A 26,865-nucleotide genomic window follows, 5' to 3' on the forward strand; every position below is an offset into this window, starting at 1 on the left:
GGCGCCCCCTCATCTGCCCCTTCGGGGCACCGCGCCCCGGCCACGCACAGCGTGCGTGGCGTTCAGCCATGCACGAGCCAGTGGCTCGTAAGCCGCATGCCTTCACCCCGCTCGCGGGAGAAGGGATGTTTGCAGCACTCCCAACTTCCTTCAGGCCGACGATGCACCTTCTCCCCCTGCACGCCGACACCGACCTGCTGGCGCTGCACCGGCTCGCGCCGCATCGCTATTCCGTTCTGCTCGAATCCACCGCTGCCGGCAAGCAAGGCCAATGGGACATGTTGTTGATGGCCGATGGTGGTCAGCTGCAGCTGGGTGCCGGCGGTACGTTGCAGCGCGAAGATGGCTCGGCGGTCGATGGCGATTTTCTTGTGGCGCTGGATCGTGACTGGCAGGCGTTGCGCTTGCCACGCAATCCTGCCGAATCCGAAATCCCGTTTCGTGGTGGCTGGGCGTTGCTGCTCGACTACGAACTGGCGGGACAGATCGAACCGATATTGAATCTGCCGCAGCGCACTGATGGCCTGCCGTCGGCCATCGCGTTGCGGTGCCCGGCAGCGGTGCTGCGTGAGCGCGACAGCGGCCGCTGTATTGCGGTCGCAGAGGATGATCACGCCGGTCTGCTCGCGCAGCTTCAGCATGATCTGAACGAAGTAGCGGCGCTGCCCGCGTTGCCGCACTGGCAGGCGCCTCGTGCGATAGACGAAGACGATGGCCAGCGCTTTACCGATGGCGTGCAGCAGGTGGTGGACTACCTGTGTGCGGGTGACGTGTTCCAGGTGAATCTGTCCCGTCGCTGGCAGGCGCAGTTCGATGCGCCGCTGGCGCCGGAAGCGCTGTATGCGCGCCTGCGTAGAGCCAATCCAGCGCCGTTTGCCGGGCTGTTCACTGCGGCGGGGCGGGCGGTGGTCAGTTCCTCGCCGGAGCGTCTGGTGTCGGTAAGCGGCGACGTGGTGCAGACCCGGCCCATCGCCGGGACGCGCCCGCGCTTTGCCGGCGACGACGATGCCGCGCGCATCCGGGAACTGGTCGGTCACCCGAAGGAGCGTGCCGAGCACGTCATGTTGATCGACCTGGAGCGCAATGACCTGGGCCGCATCGCCGCGCCGGGCAGCGTTGAGGTCGATGAGTTGATGACGGTGGAAAGCTATGCCCATGTGCACCACATCGTCAGCAACGTGCGTGCGCGTCTGCGTGCTGGCGTGACGCCCGGCGAGGTGATCGCCGCCACGTTCCCGGGCGGCACCATCACCGGTTGCCCGAAAGTACGCTGCATGGAAATCATCGCCGAGCTGGAGCAGACCGCTCGCGGCGCCTACACCGGCGCATTCGGCTGGCTGAACCGTGATGGCGACATGGACCTGAATATCCTGATCCGCACTGCCGAAGTGCAGGGCGCGACTGCGATCTTCCGTACCGGCGCTGGCATCGTGGTGGACTCCGACCCGGTCAAGGAGCTGGACGAAACCCGGGCCAAGGCGCGTGGCCTGTTGCGTGCGCTGGAGCCACAACAATGAACGGTCAGCTTGGCCTGCACTGCGGCCGGCGCGGTATCCTGCGCACCGGTTTGATCTGAACGGGGTGACCATGGCGGGTGCCAAGCGTGGATGTCTGGTGGTGCTGGCGATCCTGGTATTGCTGGTAGCGCTGGCGGGTGCAGGTGCGGCGTTGCTGTGGCAGCGGCAGAGTAGCTTTGCCGTCACGCCGGTCACGCCTACCCAGTCCAGTGTCACCGTGGTTTCGGGCGATTCTTTCACCACCGTGCTGGGCAAGCTGCGTGCGGTCGGCATCGATGAAGGCCAGGACCTGCAATGGCAGATGCTGGCAAGACAACTGGACGCGGCCGGCAAGCTGAAAGTCGGCGAGTACGCGCTGGAACCGGCACCGACACCGCGTGAGCTGCTGCGCAACATGCGCCAGGGCAAGGTGCTGCAGTACCGCGTGACCATCGTCGAAGGCTGGAATACCCGCCAACTGCGCGCCGCGCTCAATCGTGCGCAGCCGCTGCAGCACACCACCAACGACATGAGCGACACCGAGCTGATGGCGGCGCTGGGCTTTGCTGAGCAGCACCCGGAAGGGCGGTTCCTGCCGGAAACCTACATCTACCAACGTGGCGACAATGACCTTGACGTGCTCAAGCGCGCCCACGCCGCAATGGAAAAAGAACTGGCCGCTGCTTGGGCATCACGCGCGGATGATCTGCCGCTGACCTCGCCGTATGAACTGCTGATTCTTGCCTCGATCATCGAGAAGGAAACCGGCCTGGCCAGCGAGCGTCCGCAGATTGCCGGGGTGTTCATGCGTCGGCTGAAGATGGGCATGCGGCTGCAGACCGATCCCACCGTGATCTACGGCATCGGCAGCGCCTACGACGGCAACATCCGCAAGAGCCACCTCACCACCGACACGCCGTACAACACGTACACGCGCGCCGGTCTGACGCCGACACCGATCGCCATGCCCGGGCGCGATGCGCTGCAGGCGGCGGCACATCCGGCAAAGGGCGATACGCTGTATTTCGTCGCCGTCGGGGATGGTAGCGGCGCGCATGTTTTTTCGGCTTCCTACAGCGAGCACAACGCAGCCGTTGCACGTTACCTGCAGCGGCTGCGTGAGAAGAGAAGCGAGGCGGCACCGAAATGATCTATGGGATGCTTGAAACGCGCAGGATGTCGGCATGAGTGAAGCTTTCGCTCCCTGGCAGCAACGGGCCTATGACCAGACCGTGGCCGCACTTGATGCAGGCAGGTTGGGGCACGGCCTGTTGATCTGCGGGCCGGCCGGCATGGGCAAGCGTGCGGTGGCACTGAAACTGGCCGCGCATGTGCTCAATCATGGTGTGGAAGCGGCGGGGCGGCAACGCAACGCACAGTTGATCGCCGCCGGCACCCATCCCGACCTGCAGCTGACTTCGTTCATCCCCAACAAAACCGGCGACAAGCTGCGCACCGAGATCGTCATCGAGCAGGTGCGCGAGATTTCGCAGAAGCTGGCGCTCACCCCGCAGTACGGCGTGGCCCAGGTGGTGATTGTTGATCCGGCCGATGCCATCAATCGCTCCGCCTGCAACGCCTTGCTCAAGACGCTGGAAGAGCCGTCACCCGGCCGCTACCTGTGGCTGCTCAGCGCCGATCCGGCGCGGTTGCCGCAGACCATCCGTAGCCGTTGCCAGCGTCTGGAATTCCGCCTGCCGCCACGCGATGAAGCAATGGCCTGGCTGCAGACGCGTGGCTACACCGAAGGCGTGGCACGCGAGGCGCTTGACGCCGCACGCGGGCACCCGGCGCTGGCCGACAAGTGGCTGCAAGGCGACGGCATGGCGCTGCGGCGTCAGGTGGCCAGCGAGCTGGAGCAACTGGTGGCCGGCAAGCTGGGCAGCGTCGAACTGGCGCAGCGCTGGACCGGCGACGAACACGCCGACCTGCGCCTACGCCATGCCGCCGACCTGGCATTGAAGAAAGCCGCCGACGGCTTGACCGATCCGGCGCGATTGAACAAGCTGGCCGCCTGGTTTGACGCCGCCAATCGCACCCGCGATCTACTGCGCACCACCGTGCGTGCCGACCTTGCCGTGGTGGAGCTGCTACTGGCCTGGAACGCGGCCAATCCAGTGCAATCCAAGGGGACAATTCGATGAGTGCGATGAACGCCCGCCAAGGCATCCTGTCATTGGCGGTCAAGGACAAGGCAGCGCTGTTCAGCGCCTACATGCCGTTCGTGAAGAACGGTGGCGTTTTCGTGCCCACGCCCAAGCGTTATTTTCTCGGCGACGAGGTGTTCCTGCTGCTGACCTTGCCCGACTCCAGCGAGCGCCTGCCGGTGGCCGGCAAAGTGGTCTGGGTGACGCCGCTGGGCGCACAGGGCAACCGCCAGGCCGGCATCGGCGTGCAGCTTGCCGACGGTGTCGATGGCGAGGCTGTCCGCAACAAAATCGAGACCTTGTTGGCCGGCACTGCCGGCTCGGACAAGCCCACCCAGACGATGTGAAGATTTTGCGCAGAACCCGTTGACGTGCTCGCCAAGGCCCCTATAATGAGCGGCTCGCAACACGGGCGGTTAGCTCAGCGGTAGAGCATTGCCTTCACACGGCAAGGGTCGCAGGTTCGAACCCTGCACCGCCCACCATATAAATCAAAGTGTTGCAGAAAAACCGGCGAAAGCCGGTTTTTTCGTATGTGCGTTGCAGGTTGTCCTGGCGAGCGCTAGTGCCGATGTAGGAATCGAACGCACGCTCACCGCGTCCGCTTAACCCAAGCACGAATCACCAGCGCCACGAGTGCGCTGAACACCAGCCACGAGATCACATCGAAAACGCCGTCACCGATCAATGCGCTGACCAGGCCTAGCAGGCTGGCGGCGGCGATCCATGCCGGGGCGATGAAGGGGTTGCGTGGCGCGGGAGCGGGTTTATTCATGCGCTGGCTCCTGTCTGCGCGGCGCGCTCCAGTTCGGTGATGCGTGCTTCGGTGCTACCGCGTTTTACCCACAGATACAGGCCGCTGATCAGCACAGTGATGGTGAGTAGATCAAGCAGTGCCCACAGAATTTTCAGCGGCAGGTGTCCGTAGTCGCCGAAGTGCAGCGGTTGGCTGAGCAGCAGCACGCTCATGTACACGGGCAGCTGCGGTTGCGCGGTGAGGGCGCCGGTCTGTGCGTCGATCAACACCGGGCGGTACAGGCGTTCGGTGAGCGGGGTGTTGCCCTGCATGAACACGCCGTAGTGATGGTCGCCGCTGTAGCCGGTGCCGGGGAAGCTGACGAAGGCCGGGCGCATGTCCGGTGCCGCGGCGCGTGCGGTGTCCACGGCGGCCTGCAGTGAGGCGAGTTGCGTTGGGCGGGGTTGGCCGGCGTAGCGTGCGGCGAACTCGCCGAGCTGCTCGGTCTGCCAGGCCTGTTCGAGCGGCTTGGCGATGGTGTTGATGGCGCCGGTGATGCCGACCACCAAGGCCCAGCCGAGGGTGACGATGCCGAGCACGTTGTGCAGGTCCAGCCACGCCAAGCGGCGACTGCGACCGGTGCGCAGCGTGCCGAATTTCTGGCGACGCATGAAGGGCCCGTACAACACCAGCCCAGAGATGATCGCCACGGCAAACAGCAGACCCATCACGCCCATGAACAGCATGCCGGGCAGGTCCAGGAACAGGTCGGTGTGCAGGCGGTAGAGGAAATACATCACGCCTTCGTTGAACTGCGCGGCCGGCAGCACGTCACCGCTGATCGCATGCAGCAGTGCGGTGTGCATCTGTGGCGGTGGCGTATCCGGTCGCGCGCCGGTGTTGACGTACACCGTGGGTGCATCCGGATCCCAGCCAACGAACAGCGGCACGTCGCCGGGATATTCGGCCAGTGCGCTGCGTACCTGCGCGTCCAGATCGCGCGGCGTGGCATCGGGCGCAACGGCGGCGACTTCCGGCTCGCTGAGGTGGGCGATTTCTTCGCCGAACACCAGCGGCAGCCCGGTCAGACATAGCAGCAACAGGAACAAGGTGCAGACCAGGCTGGCCCACTTGTGCACGAGGAACCAGGCTTTGAGGGTCGAGCGTTGCATGAGGTTCTCTGGCGATGGCTTGAGACGATGCGATGACCGGCCCGGTCAGCGTGATGCCGACCGAGCCGGATGAAACATCAGAACCGGTAGCTGATCGTGCCGGTGACGGTGCGCGGGTTGCCGCTGAAGCAGTCGCCGAAGTTGCGGCACGGTGCGAAGTACTGCTTGTTGGACAGGTTGGTGATGTTCAACGCCATCGTCCAATCGGTGACCTGCACTTCCATCAACGCATCGACCAGCGTGTAGCTCGGTGTGCGGATGAAACCGCCGTAACCCAGCGATTGGGTGTTGCCGACATAGCGGCCACCCACGCCCAGGCGCAGGCGCGCATCGTCGTCGAGCTGGAAGCCCTTGGCGACCCACAGCGAGGACAGCTCTTGCGGCGTGTCGTTGAGGCGCTGGTTCACTTCCATGGCGAAGTTGCTCTTGGTCACTTCAGCCTTGTTGCGGGCGTACGCGGCGGTCACGGTCAGGTCGTTGGCGAAGGAAAACTGGCCTTCCAGCTCCACGCCCTTGGACTGGATTTCACCGGTCTGCACCACGTTGAGCACGTTGTCCGGATCGTTGGTCTGGCGGTTGGTTTCGGTGATGCGATAGACCGACGCGGTGACAAGCATGTTGCGCGCCGGTTGCCACTTCACGCCGCCTTCGGCCTGACGGCCCTGCATCGGCTTGAACGCGCGACCGTACAGGTCCTGGCCGGTGACCGGCAGGAACGATTCGCTGTAGCTGATGTACGGCGAGAGGCCTGCGCCGATGTCACCGATCAAACCGGCGCGATAGGTGGTGGCGTTGTCGGTCTGGCTGGGCAGGCCTTCGGTCTTGCTGCGTGCGTGGTCGCGGCGTGCGCCGAGTACCAGCGACACGCGGTCGGCCCAGCGGATTTGGTCCTGCACGTACACGCCGATCTGCGTGTTGCGCTGCGTGGGCAGGCGGTTCCAGCCATTGACGGTAACGCGGCCGGAGTCCGGCGCGTAGATGTCGATCGGCGTGGCGGTGGCATCCACGCTGGCCGATTCTTCGCGGTAGTCGTTGTAGTCCACGCCGGCCAGCAGCAGGTGCTGGAACGCGCCGGTGGCGAAGTCGAACTGCAGTGCGGTGTCGCTGGTCAGCACGCGCACGTCGGGCTTGATGCCGTAGGCATTGCGGTTGAGGACGCGGCCATCGGCATCGATGAAGGGATGGGTTGGATTGCTGTAGCTGTCCGGGAACAGTTCCTGGAAGGTGGTTTTACCATCCAGATAGCGAACCGATGCACGCAGGGAAATGCTGTCGTTGAAGGCGTGATCGAACAGTGCCGAAACGCTGTAGACGCGCGAATCGAGCTTGTCGAAATCCGGGTCGCCGAGGAAGGTTGAAGGGTCCAGGCGCGGACGCCCGGCCTGCGCGTTCAACGTGGCGGCAACCGGCAGGAACTGCTGGCTGGAGGCGGTCTGGTCGCGCTGGTAGCTGGCCAGCACGGTGAGGTTGCTGCGCTCGCCGCGCCAGCTGATCGACGGCGCGATATAGACGCGGTCATCGTCGACGGAATCGGTCTGCATGCCGGCGTTGCGGACCACGCCGACCACGCGCCCGGCAATAGTGCCGGCGTCGTTGAGGGCGCCGCCAATATCCCCCTGGAACTGCTTGCGGTCGAAGTTGCCAAGCTGCACGCCAACCTCACCACCGATGTCACCGAACGTGGGGCGCTTGGTCATCGCATTGATGATGCCGCCGGTGGCGCCGGCGCCGTACAGCACCGAGGACGGGCCGCGCAGCACTTCCACGCGCTCAAGGCCATAGACCTCGGTGCGTGCCATCGGGCTGAAACCGTAGCTGCGGCGCATGCCGTCCAGATACTGCACCGGGTCCAGGCCGCGCACGGTGCTGGCATCGCTGCGCGTGTCCAGGCCCCAGGCATCGGCGGTGACACCGGCGCTGTAGCGCAGGGTTTCCTGCAGGTTGTGCGCGCCGCGGTCGGTGAACAGGCTGTTGGTGACCACGCTGATCGCCTGCGGGGTCTGGGTCAGCGGGGTGTCGGTCTTGGTCGCGGTGCTGGCGCGCTCGGCGACGACACTGACGGCGTCCAGCGTGCGGGCTTCAGAGGCGTCTTGTGCCTGGGCGAGCGGGGCGGCCAGCGAGGTCGCAATGGCAAGAGCGAGCAGCAGCGGGCGACGGGGCGGCATTGAAACGGGCATCGGGTGGTCCAGCTTTGACAATGGCGATGGATTATCCGGATGCAGGAATACGAATACAAATGATTCTCAACTATGAATGAGGGCGTGGCGTTGTCGTGCTTTTGTGGACGAAACGGTAGGTAGCCCGTGCCCCATGCCGCAGGGACACCGCTCAATCGCGCGGTGGTTTGCACCGATGTCCGGATGAATGGCGTGCGCGGGCGGCGAAAAGACGCCGCTCAGCCCTGAACCTGGCTTCTTAAAGCAGGCCTTCGGTCACGCAGCAGATGCTCAACCAGGCACCGCCGCTGGGGGCATTTCCGGTCCGTATCCGGAACCCGTGCAGGCCTGCGATCGCTGCGACGATTGGCAAGCCCAGCCCAAAGCCCTCATCACGCCCGCGATGGTTGTTGCCGCGGAAGAAACGCTGATAGACCAACGAGCGGTCCTGTGGCGCGATGCCCGGCCCGTCATCGATGACATCAATCCGCAAGCTGCCGTTGTCATCCACCGCCCGCAGCAGAATCCGCCCTTGCTCAGGGGTGAAGCGCAATGCGTTGGACAGCAGGTTGGCCAATGCCTCGAACATCAGCTCGCGGTCACCACGCAGCATGGCAACTTGCGGTGCGATATGCAGTTCCAGTCGCTGTTGGTTTTCTTCGGCCAGAGGCAGGTAGAACGCATGAAGCTCATGCAGCAGCTCGGTGACATTGATCTCGACAAAGGCCGAGCGACGTTGCTGGTTTCCCAGCTCAGCCACCCGCAACAGCGCAGTAAAGCGCGTCATCAACGTGTCCGTCTGGGCCAGTGCCTTGTCGATCTGGATTCCGTGAATGTCGCCTTCGTGCAGGCTGGTGCGGGCTCGGTACAAATGCGTGCGCAGTCGCGTCAGCGGCGTGCGCAGATCGTGGGCGATGCTGTCGCATACGCCTTTTACCTCGCCCATCAGCTGTTCGATGCGTTCCAGCATGCCGTTGACGATGCTGGACAGCTGGTCAATCTCATCGGTGCGAGCAGAGACCGGAAGCCGTTGCCCGAGGTCGCCGGCGACGATCCGGTGGGTGGCGGCCTCGATCTCATGAATACGTTTCATGTGCCGCCGACGGAGAAAGAACCAGCCGGCCAGGCCCGGAACGATGGTCAGCCAGATACCCCAATAAATGGCATCAAGGATGATGCATTTGACCGTGACCAGCTGCCCGCGCTGACGTGCGATGACCAATATCCGATCTTTGTGGGTTTTTACTCCCACAGCGCCAAAGGAGTGCTGGAGTTTGCCTTCCACCAATGCCAAGCCCGATATCGTGCGCGGGATGCCATCAATGGGCAGGTTGTGGGGAATGGCCGTCAGTGGCCCACGAATAGGTTGCCCGGTGGGTGAGAAAAGGCCATAGACGTACGATTCATACTTGTCGTACCGGATGCTGTCTCTCAGAGCTTTGTCCAACGCCGCTCCTTCGAATCGTTCGACCAGTTGGGCGTAATCGGCCAGCCCTGCCTGGGCCATATAGTCGATGTATTGCGCGACGCGCCAGTACGCGACCCCCAGCAACGCAGTCGAGCAGGTGACAAAAAGGATGCAGTACATACCCAGCAGGCGGCTGCTGGAGGAACGCCATTCGTCAGTTGAGCGCATCAAGGACATACCCGGTTCCACGTACGGTTTTGATCGGCTGCTTGCGGCCGGGTTGTTCGATCCGTTTCCTCAGCCGTCCGATGTGGACATCGATGAGGTTTGTCCCTGGGTCGAAGTGATATCCCCAGACCTCCTGGAACAACATGCTCCGAGTGACCACCTGTCCCGCATTGCGCATCAAAAATTCCAGCAGTTTGAATTCGGTGGGTAGCAGCGGGATATCAAGCCCGGCCCGGCGTGCCGAGCGCGCCATCAGGTCGAGTTCCAGATCGCCGCCGTGCAGGACGTTGTCGACGATGCCGGCCCGGCCGTGACGACGGTGTAGGACTTCAACCCGTGCAGCCATTTCGTCCGAGGAAAATGGCTTGGTCAGGTAATCATTGCCGCCGGCACGCAGGCCGCGTACCCGCTCGTCGACATCGGACAGGGCGCTGATCATCAGCACCGGCGTGGTGATGCCCTGGCGGCGGAGGGCGGTCATCAGTGACAGCCCATCCATGCCAGGCAGCATCCGGTCCAGCGTGATCACGTCGTAACCGCCCTCCAAAGCCAACGCGAGTCCCTGGTTGCCATCGTCGGCCAGATCCACATGGAACCCACGGCTGTTCAGCTCGGTGGCGATTTCCTGGGCGGTGACGAGGTCGTCCTCGATGGTCAAGACGCGGGGCATGGCGACAAACCATCAGGAGAACTGTAACCATCGTTGCACGGGGGGGATTTCTGAGGGTGAAGGCTGTTTCATGCGGAAGTAGCGGGGGCGAACTGCCCTGTTCGGCATTGTCGGGGCGCTGCTGCCACCGCCAGCGGTCGGTTCCACATACTGTCCCCGCGCTTCATCCCCGTGCTTCGAATTCTTGTGGGGCGAGGCGTGGGGTTGCCGCCCATGGCCGGTGGCAATGACGCGCCAGGCCCAGGCTGAACACGCAGCCATGTTCGCCGCGCCGCTGTTATGGCTAACTAGCGCCCCGAACCAACGACGGAACGACGTGTGAAGAAGGCAGGACGATGGGGGCTGGCGCTGTTGATGCTCGCCGCAGCGCTGTGGGTCACCGGCATGTTGGCCTACCAGTTACCCGGGCCGGCATGGCTGAGCTGGGTCGCGATCACGGTGTGGGCCGGGTTTGCGCTGACCACGGCAGTGGCGGTGGGGCGTGCACGTGCGGGGCGTTGGCCGGGTGTGCTGTACGTGGTCGCGTTGGTTGCCACGGGAGTCTGGTGGCTGCTGTTGAGCCCCCGCCAGGACCGGGCCTGGGCCGACGATGTGGCGCAACGGCTGAAGGTGGTCGAGGTCGATGGCTCGCATGTGGTGCTGGACAACGTCCGCAACTTCAATTGGCGCACCGACAAAGACTATGACGCGCGCTGGGAGCGGCGCGAGTACGACCTGGACCAATTACGTTCGGCTGACCTGATCCTGTCCTACTGGATGGGCCCGATGATCGCGCACACGCTGATCTCGTTCGGATTCGAGGACGGCCGCCAGCTGGTGTTCTCGCTGGAAATCCGTAAAGAACGCGGCGAATCGTTCTCGGCGCTGGGGGGCTTCTTCCGCAAGTTTGAAGTGACCCTGGTGGCATCGGAGGAAACCGACATCGTGCGCGTGCGCAGCAATGTGCGCGGCGAGGACGTTTATCTGTACCGGCTCGACATGACCCGTGAGCAGCTCAAGGGATTGTTCCTTTCCTACCTGGGCGAAGCGCGCAAGCTGGATGCGCAGCCTGCGTTCTACAACACGCTGACCAGCAACTGCACCACCATTGTTTACGACCTGGCCAAGCAGATTGCACCGGGCCTGCCGCTGGATTATCGATTGCTGGTGTCCGGCTATTTCGCGGAGTACGCGCACGACCTGGGCGTACTGGCTCCGGGCGTGGATTTTGCCACGCTCAAGAAGCAAGGCCGCATTACCGAACGCGCGCGCGCTGCCGGTGAAGATCCCGCATTCTCCCGACTGATCCGCCGTGGCGTACCCGGTACCGAGCAAGGAAATCAGCAATGACGTTGTCCTTGAAAAATCTTTCGCGCCGCACGTTGCCAGTGCTTGCAATGGTGCTGTTGCTGCTGTCCAGCGGCTGCGCGATGGTGAAGATGAAGCAGGTCACCACCACCGACCATGTGATGCTCAAGCGTGGTGACATCCTCAACAGCGGCAAGTTGAGTGCGCTGTCGCAGGAGTCTTTGTCGGTGATTGGTTTGACTGCATCGGCCTGCAGTAAAGATTTGCCCGCCTGTCGCACTACCGTGGCGACGGTAGAGGGTCTGCAGAGCGAGCAGCGGCTCTCCACTCTGGCCGAGTTGTGGATGGAAGAAGCCTTGGCGCTCACGCCGAAGGCGAAGCTGGGACAGGCGACCGAATTGCCTGCACCCGCACTGGATGCGTGGTTGGAAACCGCACGCTATTCGTATGCCTACCTGTTCTTCAGTGGTCGCACGCCCGCACAGCGGGCGTTGGAAGACCGGCTGACGCAGGTGCGTGACTACTACAACTATGCCGCCGAGCAGACCGCATCGGTGGTGTTTCAACGCACCCGTGCACTGGCGATTGAAGGCCAGGATTTCACCCGGCCGATACAGGTAGACCGTTGGACGATCAGCACCAACTTCGAGCAGTTGCCGCTGGCCAGCATTCCCCAGCAATTGGTGTCGGCCTCGTCGGTAAGTTTTGCCGGGCTGCGCAGTTCCTACCGGCGAGATGGCTTTGGTGCCGAACTGGTCGTGGTGTTGGAAAAGGCAGCACTGACGGCCCCGTTGGAAGGGGCTGCCACCGGTACTGCGCCGGAATTACCAGCGTTCAGTGAGATGCCGGCGATCAACGCGACGGTGCTGCTGCATTTCAGTGGAGACACGCTGGAAGAAGTGCTGGCAACACGCGAAATACGCCTGGAGTCTTATTCGCCGGACAACACCAGCGCGGTCGTGTTGCGTGGGCAGGAGGTGCCACTGGCGGCCAACTTCACTGCAGCATATGGCGTGTGGTTGGCGCAGTCGGGCTTTGCCAGTGAGTCGTTGCGCACCTTGTTTGGCCGTGGCGAAGGCATCCGCGAGCCGCACATTTACCTCATGCAGCCATACGACCCGAACCGCCGCATCATCTTCATGCTGCATGGTTTGGCCAGCAGCCCGGAGGCATGGGTGAACCTGGCCAACGAGATCATGGGCGACCCGGAAATGCGCAAGCATTACCAGGTGTGGTCCGTGTACTACCCAACCAATGCACCGATCGCGCTGAACCGTTACACGGTAAGCAACGCCTTCAACAGCACGTTGAAGCACTTTGATCCGAGTGGTACTGCGCGGGCCACGCATGACATGGTGTTCATTGGCCACAGCATGGGGGGCGTGATCGCCCGGCTGATGCTCAGCAGTTCCGGTGAAGTGTTGTGGGACGATGCGTTGACGCGCTTCAAACTGCAGGGCGAACGCTTGAAGCGGGTGGAAACGCGATTGGGGCCCCTGCTGCATTTCACGCCGCAACCCAATGTGGAGCGCGCCATCTTCATTGCTTCGCCACACAAAGGCACCGATGCGGCGGGCAATCGCCTGGGCCGCATGATCGGCAAACTGGTGCGCTTGCCACTGACCATTCTCGGCAAGTTTGGGGATGTGTTCCTGGCCTTGCAGAATCCTGATGAAGCCGGCGACAAGCCCAAGGAGCCGCGCATCACCACCAGCATCGACAACCTGAAAGCCAGCGATCCCTTCATTGAAAAATCCGCGACGTTGCCGCTGGCACCAGGACTGAAATACCACTCAATCATCGCCAACCGAAAGGCCGATGTGCCGACGGCTGACTCCGACGATGGGCTGGTGCCTTATTGGAGTTCGCACCTGGATGGCGCGTTGTCGGAGAAGGTGGTCATCTCGGGACACAGCGTGCAGGAAACGCCGGAGGCCGTGCTCGAAGTGCGCCGGATTCTCCGCGAAGATCTGCGTGAAGTGGATGGCGTGGATTGATCCGTCGCCGCCTTCCTGCAATGCGGGAAGGCGGTATTCCACCGCGACGGCAACTGCCGGCGTATACGGGAAGGCCACCTTGCGGTGGCCTTCGTCGTTTCAGAGGGCTGCTTCGATGGCGGGCATCGCCATGCGCGAACGCGTGAGCGCCATGCCGAGGTTGGCGGTGCGACGGCAGACGAACACCATCACATAGTCCGGGTACAACTTGCCGCGCATGAAGATGTGGATCAGGTTCTCACTGTTGACGATGATTTCCTGGAAATAGTGCGCGCCTTCCTGCTCCTGCAGGCCACGCGCGCGACGGAACATCTGCTCGATGCTGCGGATGTTGGGCCCTTGGTACAGGTCGGCGGTGGCAGCGGCGACCAGATCCAGGACTTCGCGCGGATGCGAGTCCACGGTACGGACCGACAACAACATGCCGGAGCTGATGTCGACGTAGCCGGCGGCCACACATTCGGGAACGGAAGCGACTGATTGCTGCAAAGTACTGTCTAGAGACATGGGGGATCCTTGGGGGAGGCGCAAAGGCGCGCCCGCGTGGCGGGCACGGTGTGATGAAACGGGAGGAGTCAGCGGATCAGCAGGCGCGGATCAGCAGGTTTTCTTCCAACGCATGCAGCAGGGTTTCCTGCTCCTGTGATTGGACGAATCCGGGCTCGATGGTGCGCAACCGGCGCAGTGCTTCGTCGGCGCTCAGGCCTTCGCGGATCAGCCACGCGGCCAGCACCATGCCGGTGCGGCCGAGACCGGCCAGGCAATGCACAGCGACGACGTCGCCGTCGCGCAGCATCACTTCGATCTTGGCCAGCAGCAGCTTGGCCCACAGCAGTGGCGGTGCACCGCGGTCTGGAATGCCCAGGTGATAGCTGCGCAGGCCATGACGCCCCAGTAGTTCGGCGGACATGGCGGTTTCGGTGAGGTTGACCAGCACGGTGACGCCCATGCCGCGCAGCAGCGCCAGGTCATGGTCGGCGGCATACACGACACCGGGCATCGGGCAGCCGGCCAATCTGCCGGGCTGCAGCCAATGAAAGCCGTTGGGGCCACGCCGCGATGGGGTCGCGGGCAGTGCAATGTGTGACGACAGCGCCCGTGCAGGTGCAGGGGCCACCACCGTTACAGAACGTATCGTCGGAATGCTTGCGACCGGTGCGGGCGGGACGATGTTGTCAGCGAGTTCTTCGGTGCGCGCATCGGGTGCGGGCACATGGCAGCTGCCGGTGCGCAGGAACTGCGCCAACACAGGGTGCTGCATACGGTTGGCGAAGAACGCATCGGCTGGTGCGTCCACCTGCACGTAGCCACCGGCAAGCAGGATCGCCCGCGATGCGATGCGGCGCGCTTGGCCTTGGTGATGCAGGGTGACCAGGCAGGCGCGCGTGGTCGCCAGCCGTTCGATCAATGCCAGTACGGCCTCTGCGTCGTCTGGGCTCAGCTCGCTGGTGGGTTCGTCGATCAGCAGCAAGGGACTAGCACTGAACGCTGCGCGCACGATGGCCAATTGCCGTGCCAGGCCGCGTGGAAGATCGATCACCCGCTGCTGCAGCTGTGCCAGCAACGCATCAGCGCCCAGTTCGCCCAGGCGCACGCTGATCTCCTCACGGAGTTCCTGCGGGGTGCTGCTCTGGCGCTGGCGCAATGCTGCACTCAGGTTTTCCTGCACGCTGAAGCCGAGTTCGCGCGGCCGTTGATGCACCAATACCGGCGGCTGTGTAGCCACCTGCAATGGCTGGCCCTGAAAAAACATCTGGCCCCACCGCTCGCCATGCGCATTGTGTTGTCCCGACAGCGCATGCAGCAGTGAGGATTTACCGGTGCCGCCCGGGCCCATCAATACGGTGATGCCGGGGCCATCAAGGGTCAGGTCAATCGAGGCCAGGATCGTGTGACGGCCGCGGCGCATGCCCCAGTTTTCGATCTTCAGTAGTGGGAAATCATGGGAATGCGGGAGTGCTGAAGAGAACGGCATGATCTGGTTCGGCGGCTGCGGGGTGAATGCAGGGGCCTGAAATCTTTCGACGCAAGTTGGGCTGACAATTTTATCCGGTATCGGTGTCCGACCGGACATTGGTTGTCCTTTCAGTGACTGCCAGCGCACTGTTTTACGCGTGTGGCACCGCTTTCGTTGTGGGAGATGCATCGGTTGGCAATCCGAACCGATGCATCCCGCATCTGCCAAGCGGGTCAGGCACCAATGCGGCGAGTGACAACGCAGCCCAGCAAGGCCAGCAACAGCGCAATGAAGAAATTGATCAGATAGCCCGCCTGCACCGAATGGTCGAGCAACGCCGCAAACAGCGAGCCTCCCACCGCCAGCGTGGTGGCTACGGCAATGGCTTCACTCAACTGCAGTGCCGAGCTGTTGGCGCCTTGCCGCTCAGGGGGCGACAGCGACAAGGTGAGTACCGACAGGCTTGGGTAGGTCAGGCCCATGCCAAGCCCCGTGATGGTCCAACCGATCAGCACGATCCAGAGCGGCGCAGCAACCGCTACCAGAGTGGTCAAGGCCACGCCGCTGGCAATCATGATCGTACCGAGCTGCAGAATGCGTTGACGACTGATGCCTTGGCGTTGATGGCCCTGGAACCATGAGCCCGCACTCCAGCCCAACGCGCCCAGGCTCAGGATGATGCCGGCCATGAACGGCGACAGTCCGCGTTCGCGCGACAACAACAGCGGTAGGAATGCTTCGCAGCCGAAGAACGCTGCGCCAATCATGCCGCGCAGCGCGATCACGCTGGGCAGGCCACGCCGCAGGCGCAAGGTGCCGGCCGGCAACAGCTTCCAACTGCACAGAACGAGCAGTGCGATCGCTGGCAACAGCAGCGCCAGCGCCTTGATGTCGTGGTATTGGCCGCCGACGTACAACAACAGGGCGCCACTGGCCGCACCGATTGCCCACGGCACCGGGGACGCCTCCGCAATAGCGGCGTTGGCCGGTTCGATAGCGGGTGGCTTGGCAGTCGCAATACGGCGTAGGGCCGGGCGCAGCACCAAGGCGGCAGGAACGGCAAGCAGTGGCACGCCGAGAAACACCCAGCGCCAACCCATGTGTTGCACGATCAAGCCGCTCAGGGCGGGGCCGACCAGTGAAGGCACCACCCAGCCGGCGGAGAACGCCGCAAACACTTTTGGCCGCAGTGCATCGGGAAACACCCGGCCTGCCATGACATAGAGCGCGACGATCAACGCGCCCGCACCCAGGCCTTGCAAGAGCCTGCCGGCCACCAACATCGGCATGTTGATGGCAAAGCCGGCCACCAACAGGCCGATCAGAAAGCACCCCAGCCCACTCCACAGCGGCCCGGCCGGCCCGCTTCGGTCGCTCCAGCGGCCGGACAGCGGCATGCCGATCACGCTGGTGGCCAGGGTTCCGCCAAACGCCAGCGCATAGAGTTTCAGGCCATCGAGTTCTCTGGCGACGGTGGGCATTGCCGTTGCCACTGCAAGGGCCTCGAAGGCGAACAGCGCAACCAGCGCCACCATTCCCAGCGTCGTGGCGCGGTACTGCGGCGAGAGGATGGAGACGGTGCTGGGATCGATTGGGCCTGCCGTCGTAGGGGACGGGGCGGTGGAATGGGACGACATGGGACTTCCGATACAGGTGGGGTGCCGGTTGTAGTTGTTCCGGCGAAGCGGGGTAGCATGCAACCTCAACATTGGTTGAGGTCAAGTAGATGATTGCGCGTGAACTGACAGTGGGCGAGGTGGCGCAGCGTAGCGGCCTCAGTGTATCGGCGCTGCATTTCTACGAACGCAAAGGGTTGATCCACAGCCTGCGGACGCCGGGCAACCAGCGCCGTTATCACCGCGACGTGCTGCGGCGGTTGGCGGCCATCCGCATCGCGCAACGGGTGGGGATTCCCTTGGAGGCAGTGGCGACCGCGTTTTCCACGCTGCCCGATTCGCGTACGCCAACCCGCGCGGACTGGGCGCGGTTGTCGGCGTCCTGGCGTGATGAGCTTGAGCAACGGATTGTGCAGCTGCAGCGGTTGAAGGAAGCGTTCACCGACTGTATTGGCTGCGGTTGTCTATCGCTGCGACGCTGCCGCTTGAGCAACCCCGATGATGCGCTGGGCCTGCGCGGTGACGGGCCGCAACGCTGGGGCAGTGCTGGTGCCGAGTAGAACGGGTGCGCGGGACAGTGACCGTTGGCAGCTCAGAAGCCGCGTTCAAACCGCAGCGTGCCGTTGTCACCGGCTGCCGCGACCTGCACCGCAAAACGCAACATGTCGTGGTCGCTGATCTGGACGCTGCCGACGTGGTCGGTATAGGTGCCGGTTTTCACCGTGCGTAGAACGATCTGCTGCTGGCGGCCGGAAAGATCCGTCGCCATCGCGGTCACCGTGCCCTCGACGGGCTGGTCTTCGGTGTTGTTGCGCTGGCGCAGGGCAACCACCAACAAGGCGTGGTCCGCACTGCGCTGCACGCCATAGCTGCGCGCGACACTTTCGTTCATCGCCAGTGTCGGCAGCAGGTTGTAGTACACCCGCAACGTGCCGAAATCGGCCTGGCTGGCATGGCCCTGCGACGGGGTCGCCGCCCGTGGTGCCTGCTCACCGGAACACGCGCTCAATGACATCAGTACAGCGGTTAGCAACAACGGTGCGGCACGCAGCATGGGGATCTCCCGGTCAGTCGTTGGCGGCGGACAGTTCCTTGCCACGGCGCGCGGCAGCGTCGATGGCCTTGGCGGTCAGTGCTTCAAAGCCACCGGCCTGAAAGGTTTCAATTGCCGCCTGCGTGGTGCCGCCGGGCGAGGTGACGCGGCGTCGCAGCTCGGCTGGGGCTTCGCCGGTTTCAGTAAGCATGCGTGCGGCACCGAGGACAGTGTCCAGCACCAGGGTGCGCGCGGCTTCGGCGGGCAGGCCTTGTTCAAGTGCGGCCGCTTCCATCGCTTCGGCCAGCAGGAAAACATAGGCTGGGCCGCTACCGGAGACGGCGGTCACCGCGTCCATGCGCGCTTCCTCGGCAATCCACACGGTGCGGCCGGCACTGGCAAGCACCTGCTCGGCCTGAGCGCGCTGCGTTGCCGACACCTGCGCGTTGGCGAACAGGCCGGTGACACCGGCGCCGAGCAACGCCGGCGTATTGGGCATGGCACGGACAATGCTTTGGTTGCCACCCAGCCAGCGGTCCAACTGCGTGGCAGTGATGCCGGCGGCAATGGAGACCACGACGGGCTGCTGTTGCGCGGCGACTGCGGCCAACGCCGCGCAAACCTCACGCATCACCTGCGGTTTGACCGCCATCAACCACAGCCCGGCACGACCGACCGCATCGGCCGCATCGTTATGCGTCTGCACGCCGAAATCCTGCGCCAGTGCCTCACGCAGCGCCAACACCGGCTCAGCCACATGGATGCGGGACGCCGGCATGCCGCGTCGAACCAGGCCGGCGATAAGGCTGCGGGCCATGTTGCCGCCGCCAACGAAGGCGATATCGGTATCGGGAAGCGCAGTAGGAGCGGAAGCGGTCATTGATCGAACCTCGACAATCAGGGAGTAGGGCGTTGGCCGAACAGGGCAGTGCCGACACGCACCATGGTTGAACCGGCGGCAATGGCGTCGGCATAGTCGCCACTCATGCCCATGGACAGAGTATCCACGTGCGGATGGTGCGCGGTCAGGGTGGTGAACAGTTCATGCATGCGCGTGAAGGCAGTGAGCCGTTTTCCCGCCTCGGGGAACGGCGCCGGAATGGCCATCAGACCGCGCAGCCGCAGCCGTTCCTGGCCAGCAATAGCCGCGGCCAAGGTGGCGACCTCGGCCGGTTGGCAGCCGTGCTTGCTGCCTTCGTCGTCGATGTTGACCTGGATCAATACATTGAGCGGCGGCAATTCTGCAGGGCGATGGCGGGCCAAAGCGGTGACCAGCTTGTCGCGGTCCACGGTCTGCACCCAGTCGAAGATGCGCGCGGCGATATCGGCCTTGTTCGACTGCAGGTGGCCGATGAGGTGCCACTCCAGGCCGAGCGCTGCCAGCGTCTGGACCTTCTCGGCGGCTTCCTGCACATAGTTTTCACCGAATGCGCGCTGTCCTTGTGCGGCCAGCGTGGCAATGGCCGAGGCCGGTTGCAGCTTGGAGACCGCCAGCAGGCGGACCGCCCGGCCTGGGCCGGAAGCGGCGGCGATCTGGTTCTGGAGTGTGGCCAAAGACACGGTTTGCAACGGAGAAAACCTCTATGTGACATGCGTGCAGCCCGCCCCGGACAGGGCCGGCCAGCCGGGGCTGGAACGGTGGGCCACGTGCGCAAGTTCTTACGTGGGAGGGATATACTGCCCTGTAGGGGAAACACCTTCCAGATACTCGCAACAGGGGATACGCGGCGTATGGATATCGCTGAACTTTTGGCGTTCTCGGTCAAGAACAAGGCCTCGGACCTTCACCTTTCGGCCGGCTTGCCGCCGATGATCCGTGTTGACGGCGACGTCCGCCGCATCAACATTCCGGCCTTGGACCACAAACAAGTGCACGCGCTGGTGTACGACATCATGTCGGACAAGCAGCGGCGCGACTATGAAGAATTTCTCGAGGTCGATTTCTCTTTCGAGATTCCTTCGCTGGCGCGCTTTCGTGTCAATGCCTTCAATCAGAACCGGGGCGCCGGCGCGGTGTTCCGTACCATTCCCTCGGAAGTGCTGACGCTGGAAGACCTTGGCTGCCCGCCGATCTTCCGCCAGCTGATCGAGCAGCCACAGGGCCTGATTCTGGTGACCGGCCCGACCGGTTCGGGCAAGTCGACCACGCTTGCGGCGATGATCGACCACATCAACAAGAGCGAATACGGCCATATCCTCACTGTCGAGGATCCGATCGAATTCGTGCACACCTCGCAGAAGTGTCTGATCAACCAGCGCGAAGTGCATCGCGACACGCACGGCTTCAACGAGGCGTTGCGTTCGGCACTGCGTGAAGATCCGGACATCATCCTAGTCGGCGAATTGCGTGACCTTGAAACCATCCGTCTGGCGCTGACCGCTGCCGAAACCGGTCACTTGGTGTTTGGCACGCTGCACACCAGCTCGGCCGCCAAGACCATCGACCGAATCATCGACGTGTTCCCCGCCGGCGAAAAGCCGATGGTGCGCTCGATGTTGTCCGAGTCGCTGCGTGCGGTGATCTCGCAGGCGCTGCTGAAGAAAGTGGGCGGCGGCCGTATCGCCTCGCACGAAATCATGGTGGCCACCCCGGCCATCCGCAACCTGATCCGCGAGGACAAGGTGGCGCAGATGTACTCCTCGATTCAGACCGGCCAGCAAGTGGGTATGCAGACCCTGGACCAGAATCTGCAGGACCTGGTAAAGCGCAGCCTGATCACGCGCAACCAGGCCAAGGAATACGCCAAGGACAAGAAGCAGTTCGAATAAGCAGGGAAGGGGAAGCATCGCATCGGGGCGGCAAGGCCGGCCCCGGGCCTGTTTTCCAGCTCGCTTTCAACGACGTCCTGTTTTTCGCTTTCCTATTTCCTGGTTTCGAAGGAGCATTCCATGAGCAGCATCGATTTCACCTCCTTCCTCAAGTTGATGGCGCACCAGAAGGCGTCGGATCTTTTCATCACCGCCGGCATGGCGCCGTCGATGAAGGTCAACGGCAAAATTTCGCCGATCACGCAGACACCTTTGACGCCGCAACAGTCGCGCGACATGGTGCTCAACGTGATGACGCCATCGCAGCGTGAGGAATTTGAAAAAACCCACGAGTGCAACTTCGCCATCGGCCTGTCCGGCGTTGGTCGCTTCCGTGTGAGCTGTTTCTACCAGCGCAACCAGGTGGGTATGGTGCTGCGTCGCATCGAGACGCGCATTCCTACCGTGGAAGAGCTGAGCTTGCCGCCGGTGATCAAGACGCTGGCCATGACCAAGCGCGGCATCATCCTGTTTGTCGGCGCCACCGGTACCGGTAAGTCCACCTCGCTGGCAGCGATGATCGGCTATCGCAACCAGAACTCGACCGGCCACATCATCACCATCGAAGACCCGATCGAATTCGTGCACAAGCACGAAGGCTGCATCATCACCCAGCGCGAAGTGGGCATTGATACCGACAGCTGGGAAGCAGCACTGAAGAACACCCTGCGTCAGGCGCCGGACGTGATCATGATCGGCGAAATCCGTACCCGCGAAGGTATGGATCACGCGATTGCCTTCGCCGAAACCGGCCACTTGGTGCTGGCCACGCTGCACGCCAACAACGCCAACCAAGCGATGGACCGCATCATCAACTTCTTCCCGGAAGACCGTCGCGGGCAGCTGTTGATGGATCTGTCGCTGAACCTCAAGGGCGTGGTGGCGCAGCAGCTGGTGCCGGCCCCGGACGGCAAGAGCCGCCGCGCAGCGATGGAAATAATGCTGGGCACGCCGCTGATCCAGGATTACATCCGCGAAGGCGAAATCCACAAGCTCAAGGAAGTCATGAAGGATTCCGTGCAGCTGGGCATGAAAACCTTCGACCAGAGCCTGTTCGAGTTGTACCAGGCCGGCGAGATCAGCTACGACGATGCACTGCGTTACGCCGACTCGCAGAACGAAGTGCGCCTGCGCATCAAGCTCGCACAAGGTGGCGACGCCAAGACCCTGTCGCAGGGCCTGGATGGCGTGGAGATTGCAGAGGTTCGCTGACCGCGGTTTTCAACCAACATCGATGAAAGGGGCAGTTGCATATGGAAGTGCAGAATCCTTATCTCCCCCCAGTGACTCCGCCGGAGATCACGGCCGCATCTACTCGTGCTCCGGCGCCGGTCGAGCACGAGGAGGTGTATCCAGAGTTGTTTGCGCCTTCAACGGGCAAGCTGATCCTCATGAGCCTGACCACGTTCGGGCTGTACACGCTGTACTGGTTCTATCGCAATTGGCGCGCCATCGCCGAGCATGAAGGCGAGAGTCTCTGGCCGTTCTGGCGCGCGGTGTTCGCGCCTTTGTGGGTATTCAGCGGTTTCTCCCGGCTCAACGGCTATGCCTCAAGCCGGCGCCGGCAGCTGGCGTTTCCGCCGGTGATGCTGGCGCTGATTTACTTTCTGATCAATTTCGCGGGCAACCTGTCGGTGTTTTTCCCCCGCGTCGTTGGCCGGAACAGTTGGGTGATTTCGTTGCTGGTATTCCTGCCGCTGCTGCCGGTGAACTCACTGATGCGTCGTTACCGGCAGTCATTGCGCATGGGCACGGCCTATCAGGACCGGCTGACGGTCTGGCACGTGCTGGTCATCGTGTTCGGCGGGCTGCTGCTGTTGATGGCATTGGCCGGGATGTTTCTGCGCGGCTGACGGCGGGCCGCGTTCACTTCATCCATGCGGGGCCGATTTTGGCGATGCGTGCATGCACCGGGCAGCTTTCTTGGTGTGCACCGGGCAGGTAGCCCAGGCTCATCAGAAATTCGCCGGTGATCTCGCCGCCGGTGAAGCGGAAGGTCTTCTTGAACAGCTTCACCCACTCGGGTTTGCTCAGCGGATGCTGGGCATCCAGCCACGCTACGAAGCTGCCATGTGAATTGCGCAACCGCTGGATCACCTGGGCGTTGTGAATGGCGGCCAGCACCTTGAGCCGATTGCGGATGATGCTTGCATCGGCCATCAATCGGGCGATGTCGGCATCGCCATACGCAGCAACCGTATCCACGTCGAAAGCGTTGTAGGCGTTACGAAAGCCTTCACGCTTGCGCAGAATGGTCTCCCAGCTGAGCCCGGCCTGGTTGATCTCCAGCAACAGACGCTCGAACAACTCGCGCTCGTCCCGCTGCGGGAAACCGTACTCGTTGGCGTGGTAGTCGGCGTGAACGGGGTGGCCGGGAGCGATATCGCAGTAGGTGGGCATCAGAGGCGTTCGGCAGGTGGTCAGGTGTGGATTATCGCTGTCCACGACCCGGCGGCGGGTAACCGTTAGAATATGCACATGTCCGCACTTTCACCGCCTCTCGCCAATCACCTGCTGGTCGCCTTGCCGTCGCTGGCCGATTCCCTGTTCGCGCGCAGCGTTGCGCTGATCTGCCAGCACGACGACGACGGCGCCATGGGCGTGGTCGTCAACCAGGTCTCGGATTTCACGCTGGGCGATGTGTTCGAGCAGATGGAAATCGACTGCGACAACGCGGATCTGCGTGCGGTGCCGGTGCTCAATGGTGGCCCGGTACACACCGGTCGCGGCTTTGTGATCCATGACGACGCCCGCGCCTGGGATTCCAGCTTGGCGGTTGCCGAGGGTTTGTTCCTGACTACCTCACGCGACATCCTCGAAGCCATGGCCCGTGGCCAAGGCCCACGCAATGTCCTGGTCACGCTCGGTTGCGCGGGCTGGGGCGCGGGGCAACTGGAGCGGGAACTGGGCGAGGACAGCTGGTTGACCGTTCCGGCCGATGCAGCGTTGTTGTTCGCCACGCCGTTGGACGAGCGCTGGCAGCTGGCCGCCGCGCGTATCGGTGTGGATCTGTTCCGCCTGGCGGGATACAGCGGTCATGCCTGAACAGGCCCCACTTTCCACTGACAGCACCGTACTTGGCTTCGATGTCGGCTCGCGCCGCATCGGCGTGGCCATCGGTAGTTCCTTTGGCGTGGGCGCTCGCGCCATTGCCGTCATCGACGTACATGCCAACGGACCCGACTGGGCCGCGCTGGATCGCCTGCATAAAGAATGGCGGCCGCAGGGCATGATCGTCGGCGATCCGCTCACCCTCGAAGGCGACGACCAGCCCAACCGCAAGCGCGCGCATGCCTTCGCCCGGCAGTTGCAGCAGCGCTACAAGGTGCCGGTGTTGCTGGTCGATGAGCGCTCCAGCTCGGTGGAGGCCGCGCGTCGTTTTGCGGTTGAGCGTGCCGAAGGCCGCAAGCGCCGCCGTGATGCTGCCAACCTCGACGCAGTCGCCGCCGCCGTCATCATCGAGCGTTGGCTGTCCGCGCCGCACGACGCCACTCCTATTTCCTGACTCATAAAGACCCTGCCATGACTGCTTCGCAACTCGATGACCAAGGACGCCTGCGCCACCTGCTGACTCTGGAAGGGTTGCCCCGTGAAACGCTGCTGCAGTTGCTTGATCGCGCAGGGCAGATCCGCGACGCCGCCGTCGGGCGCATCAACAACAAGCGCGCCGTGCTGGCCGGTGCAGCGGTATGCACGCTGTTCTTCGAACCCTCCACCCGTACCCGCAGTTCGTTCCAGTTGGCGGCACAGCGCTTGGGTGCGGATGTACTGAACTTTGATGCCTCCACGTCTTCCGCCCGCAAAGGTGAGACCGCCTGCGATACGCTGCGCAATCTCGAAGCGATGGGCGTTCGCGGTTTTGTGGTGCGCCATCCAGACGATGGTGCGGTGGCCGCACTGGCCGCTTCCGCCGGTGAAGGCACCGCGTTGATCAATGCCGGTGACGGCCGCAGTGCGCACCCGACGCAGGGCTTGCTCGACATGCTGACCTTGCGCCAGGCCAAGGGCAGCGATTTTTCCAAGCTGAAGGTGGTGATCGTCGGCGACGTGAAGCATTCGCGTGTGGCCCGCACCGACCTGTACGCCATGCGCACGCTGGGCGTGGGTGAGATCCGCATCTGCGGCCCGCAATCGCTGCTGCCGGACGATGACATCGTCGATGGCTGCGTGGTCGGCGAGGATTTCGACGCCATGCTCGAAGGTGTCGATGCGCTGATGATGTTGCGTCTGCAGCGCGAGCGCATGGAAGAAGGCTTGGTGCCGTCGCTGGAGCAGTATCACGCGCAGTACGGTCTCACTAGCGAGCGCCTCAAGCGTGCCGGCAAGGATGCAGCGGTCCTGCACCCGGGCCCGATCAACCGCGGTGTGGAAGTCACGGACGAAGTGGCGGATGGCCCGCAATCATGGGTGCTGCGTCAGGTGGCCAACGGTGTAGCTGTACGCATGGCCGTGCTGGAAACCCTGTTGGGCTGACGGCCGCGAAGCTGGCGACTTTCACAGTCGCATCAAGCTGCTTTTGTCGCCCGGGTTGGCGCAACGCACCCAGGCATTGCACTAAATCAAATGCCGGGACGAATTCCCGGCATTTGGGAATGACTCAACCGCGTGGGGCCATCGCCAGGATCGCCAGCTGCTGTTGAGCCTCTTCATTGCCGGCTTCGGCTGCCGCTTTCATCTGTTCAAGATTGGGGTGCTGCACCACCAGCAAGGGGAACTCGCATTGCGGGCAGCTGTATTCGGTCTGCTCATCGTGCAGTTCCATCTCCATCTGCCGCGAGTTGCCTTTCCATTCGCAGGCGGGGCAGGGATGGATCTGTTCGCGCCAACCGGGTTGGTAATAGTCGTGGACGGTGGTGGTCATGGCTGTGGCACATAGAGCGGGGTAGCGGAGTGTATACGCCGCCAAGGCACCTTGCCGTGCCGGCTCAGCCTTCGCGGCCATCCTGGCGTGGCAGCAGATAGATGCGGCCAATTCGCGCGACCCACGGCGACAATGCCAACAGCCATGCGATGGCACTCACTGCCTGCCATGCACCTGCATCGGGTGCAATTTCAGCCATCACCCGCATGATCGCTACCGCCTGGATGGCGACGAAGGCGAACCAGGCAACGGCGTTCATCTGCAATGGCCGGCCGGAATGGCCTTGGGTCACGCGGGTGACCATGGCCACCAGCAGGCTGCCGAACAGGCCAATGAACAAGGCATGCGCCGGACCACGGCCGAGGATCATCTGGCCGCCCAGCAGCTCGGTCAGGCTCTGCGCCACATACAGCGCCAAACTCACCGGCAACCATGCCAGACCGATGAACAACGCACGCAGCAGGCCGGGCATCGCGCCGCGTGGCCACCAGCGCCACAAGGCCAGGCAGCTGAGCAGCAATAGCGGCAGGTCGGCCAGCCAGAGCCATGCCGATTGTTGATTCAGTTCCAACAACAGATGCAACGCAATGCAGCCCCAGAACGCTGCCAACCACCACAACGGCCGCCACGGCGTATAGCCCGCCACCGCGTTGCCGGCAAAGAAGGGAAACATGCGGTGCGCGACGGTGACGTAAATCGGCAACAACAGGCCGAACCCGCCCAGCTTGATACCGAGCAGTGCCCAAGCCGGATCGGCGCCGGCAATGAAAGCGGTGAAGGCACAAAGGCCTGCATAGCCGAACAGCAGCGCAGCCATGCAGGAGCGCGCATGCCAGGTGCGGCCGCGTTCGGCCAGCAGCAGGCGCAACAGCCGCCATAGGCCAATGCTCCAGCCCATCAGCGACAGCGCCATGCCGATTGGAATGCCGAATGGCAGGCCGGCAGCGCCGAGCAGCAGCATCAGCTGCCCACCGATCAGGCCGATGCCTACCGGCAGATAGTGGCGGCGGGAAAGTTCAGGCAGTCCCATCCAGCGTGGGAACACAGTGAGTAGAAAGCCGAAGATGAAACTCGGCAGCACCAGGTACTGCATGACAACGGCGTGCAACCAGCCGGCATAGACCGAGGTCGTCGGCATCGTCAGCAGCCCCCAGCGTGCGCTCAGCAACCACAGCGCCCACCAGGCCATTGCCAGCAACAGGTTGCTGGCACCAATGAAGAACATCAGTCGGTGCGGTGCGCGGGCAAGGTTGCCAAGCGCGGGGCCGGGGCGGGCGGTGGGTGATTGCATGG

Annotated in this window: 27 protein-coding genes and 1 tRNA gene; 14 read left to right on the forward strand and 14 right to left on the reverse strand. The window is 63.3% G+C overall.

Annotated elements, in window-relative coordinates:
- The first annotated feature begins 161 nt into the window (after positions 1-161).
- From PAN08_RS04865 to PAN08_RS04885, 5 genes are all read left to right on the forward strand, one after another.
- Complete coding sequence (locus tag PAN08_RS04865; protein WP_269790365.1) at positions 162-1,517, forward strand: aminodeoxychorismate synthase component I; 1,356 nt, start codon at positions 162-164, stop codon at positions 1,515-1,517.
- A gap of 70 nt (positions 1,518-1,587) precedes the next feature.
- Complete coding sequence (mltG, locus tag PAN08_RS04870; RefSeq protein ID WP_269790366.1) at positions 1,588-2,646, forward strand: endolytic transglycosylase MltG; 1,059 nt, start codon at positions 1,588-1,590, stop codon at positions 2,644-2,646.
- A 34-nt stretch (positions 2,647-2,680) separates the two neighbouring features.
- Entirely contained in the window at positions 2,681-3,640 is a 960-nt protein-coding gene (locus tag PAN08_RS04875; RefSeq protein ID WP_269790367.1) for a DNA polymerase III subunit delta', read from the forward strand.
- Positions 3,637-3,990, forward strand: a complete 354-nt coding sequence (locus PAN08_RS04880) for a PilZ domain-containing protein (protein ID WP_269790368.1) — start codon at positions 3,637-3,639, stop codon at positions 3,988-3,990. The genes PAN08_RS04875 and PAN08_RS04880 overlap by 4 nt, the downstream gene beginning before the upstream one ends.
- A 63-nt stretch (positions 3,991-4,053) precedes the next feature.
- Positions 4,054-4,128: transfer RNA gene (locus PAN08_RS04885), tRNA-Val, on the forward strand.
- Positions 4,129-4,235: 107 nt separating this feature from the next.
- Here PAN08_RS04885 and PAN08_RS04890 read toward each other — a convergent pair.
- The 5 genes from PAN08_RS04890 to PAN08_RS04910 all read right to left on the reverse strand — a co-directional run bounded on the left by PAN08_RS04890 (position 4,236) and on the right by PAN08_RS04910 (position 10,013).
- Positions 4,236-4,418, reverse strand: coding sequence for a hypothetical protein (locus PAN08_RS04890; protein ID WP_269790369.1), 183 nt, complete (start codon positions 4,416-4,418; stop codon positions 4,236-4,238).
- Positions 4,415-5,551, reverse strand: a complete 1,137-nt coding sequence (locus PAN08_RS04895) for a PepSY-associated TM helix domain-containing protein (RefSeq protein ID WP_269790370.1) — start codon at positions 5,549-5,551, stop codon at positions 4,415-4,417. The genes PAN08_RS04890 and PAN08_RS04895 overlap by 4 nt, the downstream gene beginning before the upstream one ends.
- A gap of 77 nt (positions 5,552-5,628) precedes the next feature.
- Positions 5,629-7,728, reverse strand: a complete 2,100-nt coding sequence (locus PAN08_RS04900; protein ID WP_269790371.1) for a TonB-dependent siderophore receptor — start codon at positions 7,726-7,728, stop codon at positions 5,629-5,631.
- 238 nt (positions 7,729-7,966) lie between these two features.
- Positions 7,967-9,352: an ATP-binding protein gene (locus tag PAN08_RS04905; RefSeq protein ID WP_269790372.1), complete on the reverse strand. Its 1,386-nt coding sequence runs from the start codon at positions 9,350-9,352 to the stop codon at positions 7,967-7,969.
- Positions 9,330-10,013: a response regulator transcription factor gene (locus PAN08_RS04910; RefSeq protein WP_269790373.1), complete on the reverse strand. Its 684-nt coding sequence runs from the start codon at positions 10,011-10,013 to the stop codon at positions 9,330-9,332. Before PAN08_RS04910 ends, PAN08_RS04905 begins: the two co-directional genes overlap by 23 nt.
- Before the next feature lie 354 nt (positions 10,014-10,367).
- On the opposite strand from PAN08_RS04910, the gene PAN08_RS04915 reads away from it, so the two are divergent.
- Complete coding sequence (locus PAN08_RS04915; protein ID WP_269791170.1) at positions 10,368-11,342, forward strand: DUF4105 domain-containing protein; 975 nt, start codon at positions 10,368-10,370, stop codon at positions 11,340-11,342.
- The gene (locus PAN08_RS04920; RefSeq protein WP_269790374.1) at positions 11,339-13,297 is read left to right on the forward strand and encodes an alpha/beta fold hydrolase; all 1,959 of its coding nucleotides are present in this window, start codon (positions 11,339-11,341) and stop codon (positions 13,295-13,297) included. The genes PAN08_RS04915 and PAN08_RS04920 overlap by 4 nt, the downstream gene beginning before the upstream one ends.
- Positions 13,298-13,396: 99 nt before the next feature.
- Here the strand turns inward: PAN08_RS04920 and PAN08_RS04925 are convergent, their stop codons facing one another.
- From PAN08_RS04925 to PAN08_RS04935, 3 genes are all read right to left on the reverse strand, one after another.
- Positions 13,397-13,804 carry a hypothetical protein gene (locus PAN08_RS04925; protein ID WP_269790375.1) on the reverse strand — a complete coding sequence of 136 codons (408 nt, stop codon included), beginning with the start codon at positions 13,802-13,804 and terminating at the stop codon, positions 13,397-13,399.
- A 76-nt stretch (positions 13,805-13,880) separates the two neighbouring features.
- Positions 13,881-15,272, reverse strand: coding sequence for an ATP-binding cassette domain-containing protein (locus tag PAN08_RS04930; protein WP_269790376.1), 1,392 nt, complete (start codon positions 15,270-15,272; stop codon positions 13,881-13,883).
- 215 nt (positions 15,273-15,487) lie between these two features.
- Positions 15,488-16,891, reverse strand: coding sequence for an MFS transporter (locus PAN08_RS04935; protein WP_269790377.1), 1,404 nt, complete (start codon positions 16,889-16,891; stop codon positions 15,488-15,490).
- A 92-nt stretch (positions 16,892-16,983) separates the two neighbouring features.
- On the opposite strand from PAN08_RS04935, the gene soxR reads away from it, so the two are divergent.
- A complete protein-coding gene (soxR, locus tag PAN08_RS04940) occupies positions 16,984-17,430 on the forward strand; it encodes a redox-sensitive transcriptional activator SoxR (RefSeq protein WP_269791171.1) in 447 nt (148 codons plus the stop codon).
- Between the two features lie 32 nt (positions 17,431-17,462).
- On the opposite strand, the gene PAN08_RS04945 is transcribed toward soxR, so the two are convergent.
- Genes PAN08_RS04945 through PAN08_RS04955 form a run of 3 tightly spaced genes read right to left on the reverse strand, consistent with a single transcriptional unit; the run spans position 17,463 to position 19,463 of the window.
- The gene (locus tag PAN08_RS04945) at positions 17,463-17,924 is read right to left on the reverse strand and encodes a DUF4426 domain-containing protein (protein WP_269790378.1); all 462 of its coding nucleotides are present in this window, start codon (positions 17,922-17,924) and stop codon (positions 17,463-17,465) included.
- Between the two features lie 13 nt (positions 17,925-17,937).
- Positions 17,938-18,783: a pyrroline-5-carboxylate reductase gene (proC, locus tag PAN08_RS04950; protein WP_269790379.1), complete on the reverse strand. Its 846-nt coding sequence runs from the start codon at positions 18,781-18,783 to the stop codon at positions 17,938-17,940.
- 17 nt (positions 18,784-18,800) lie between these two features.
- Entirely contained in the window at positions 18,801-19,463 is a 663-nt protein-coding gene (locus tag PAN08_RS04955) for a YggS family pyridoxal phosphate-dependent enzyme (protein WP_269791172.1), read from the reverse strand.
- A 171-nt stretch (positions 19,464-19,634) separates the two neighbouring features.
- On the opposite strand from PAN08_RS04955, the gene PAN08_RS04960 reads away from it, so the two are divergent.
- The 3 genes from PAN08_RS04960 to PAN08_RS04970 all read left to right on the forward strand — a co-directional run bounded on the left by PAN08_RS04960 (position 19,635) and on the right by PAN08_RS04970 (position 22,564).
- Positions 19,635-20,672 (forward strand): type IV pilus twitching motility protein PilT, encoded by a 1,038-nt coding sequence (locus PAN08_RS04960; RefSeq protein ID WP_269790380.1) that lies wholly within the window; start codon positions 19,635-19,637, stop codon positions 20,670-20,672.
- Positions 20,673-20,792: 120 nt separating this feature from the next.
- A complete protein-coding gene (locus PAN08_RS04965) occupies positions 20,793-21,923 on the forward strand; it encodes a PilT/PilU family type 4a pilus ATPase (RefSeq protein WP_269790381.1) in 1,131 nt (376 codons plus the stop codon).
- A 41-nt stretch (positions 21,924-21,964) separates the two neighbouring features.
- Complete coding sequence (locus tag PAN08_RS04970) at positions 21,965-22,564, forward strand: hypothetical protein (protein WP_269790382.1); 600 nt, start codon at positions 21,965-21,967, stop codon at positions 22,562-22,564.
- A gap of 13 nt (positions 22,565-22,577) precedes the next feature.
- On the opposite strand, the gene PAN08_RS04975 is transcribed toward PAN08_RS04970, so the two are convergent.
- Positions 22,578-23,111, reverse strand: a complete 534-nt coding sequence (locus PAN08_RS04975) for a DNA-3-methyladenine glycosylase I (protein WP_269790383.1) — start codon at positions 23,109-23,111, stop codon at positions 22,578-22,580.
- Positions 23,112-23,189: 78 nt separating this feature from the next.
- On the opposite strand from PAN08_RS04975, the gene PAN08_RS04980 reads away from it, so the two are divergent.
- Genes PAN08_RS04980 through PAN08_RS04990 form a run of 3 tightly spaced genes read left to right on the forward strand, consistent with a single transcriptional unit; the run spans position 23,190 to position 25,184 of the window.
- Positions 23,190-23,756 carry a YqgE/AlgH family protein gene (locus PAN08_RS04980; RefSeq protein ID WP_269790384.1) on the forward strand — a complete coding sequence of 189 codons (567 nt, stop codon included), beginning with the start codon at positions 23,190-23,192 and terminating at the stop codon, positions 23,754-23,756.
- Positions 23,749-24,216 carry a Holliday junction resolvase RuvX gene (gene ruvX, locus PAN08_RS04985; RefSeq protein WP_269790385.1) on the forward strand — a complete coding sequence of 156 codons (468 nt, stop codon included), beginning with the start codon at positions 23,749-23,751 and terminating at the stop codon, positions 24,214-24,216. The genes PAN08_RS04980 and ruvX overlap by 8 nt, the downstream gene beginning before the upstream one ends.
- Before the next feature lie 17 nt (positions 24,217-24,233).
- Positions 24,234-25,184: an aspartate carbamoyltransferase catalytic subunit gene (locus PAN08_RS04990; RefSeq protein ID WP_269790386.1), complete on the forward strand. Its 951-nt coding sequence runs from the start codon at positions 24,234-24,236 to the stop codon at positions 25,182-25,184.
- A 124-nt stretch (positions 25,185-25,308) separates the two neighbouring features.
- Here the strand turns inward: PAN08_RS04990 and PAN08_RS04995 are convergent, their stop codons facing one another.
- Positions 25,309-25,572 (reverse strand): hypothetical protein, encoded by a 264-nt coding sequence (locus PAN08_RS04995; RefSeq protein WP_269790387.1) that lies wholly within the window; start codon positions 25,570-25,572, stop codon positions 25,309-25,311.
- Between the two features lie 64 nt (positions 25,573-25,636).
- Entirely contained in the window at positions 25,637-26,863 is a 1,227-nt protein-coding gene (locus PAN08_RS05000; protein ID WP_269790388.1) for an NnrS family protein, read from the reverse strand.
- Between the last annotated feature and the right edge of the window lie 2 nt (positions 26,864-26,865).

Source organism: Stenotrophomonas sp. Iso1 (assembly GCF_027497995.1).
Classification (GTDB): domain Bacteria; phylum Pseudomonadota; class Gammaproteobacteria; order Xanthomonadales; family Xanthomonadaceae; genus Stenotrophomonas.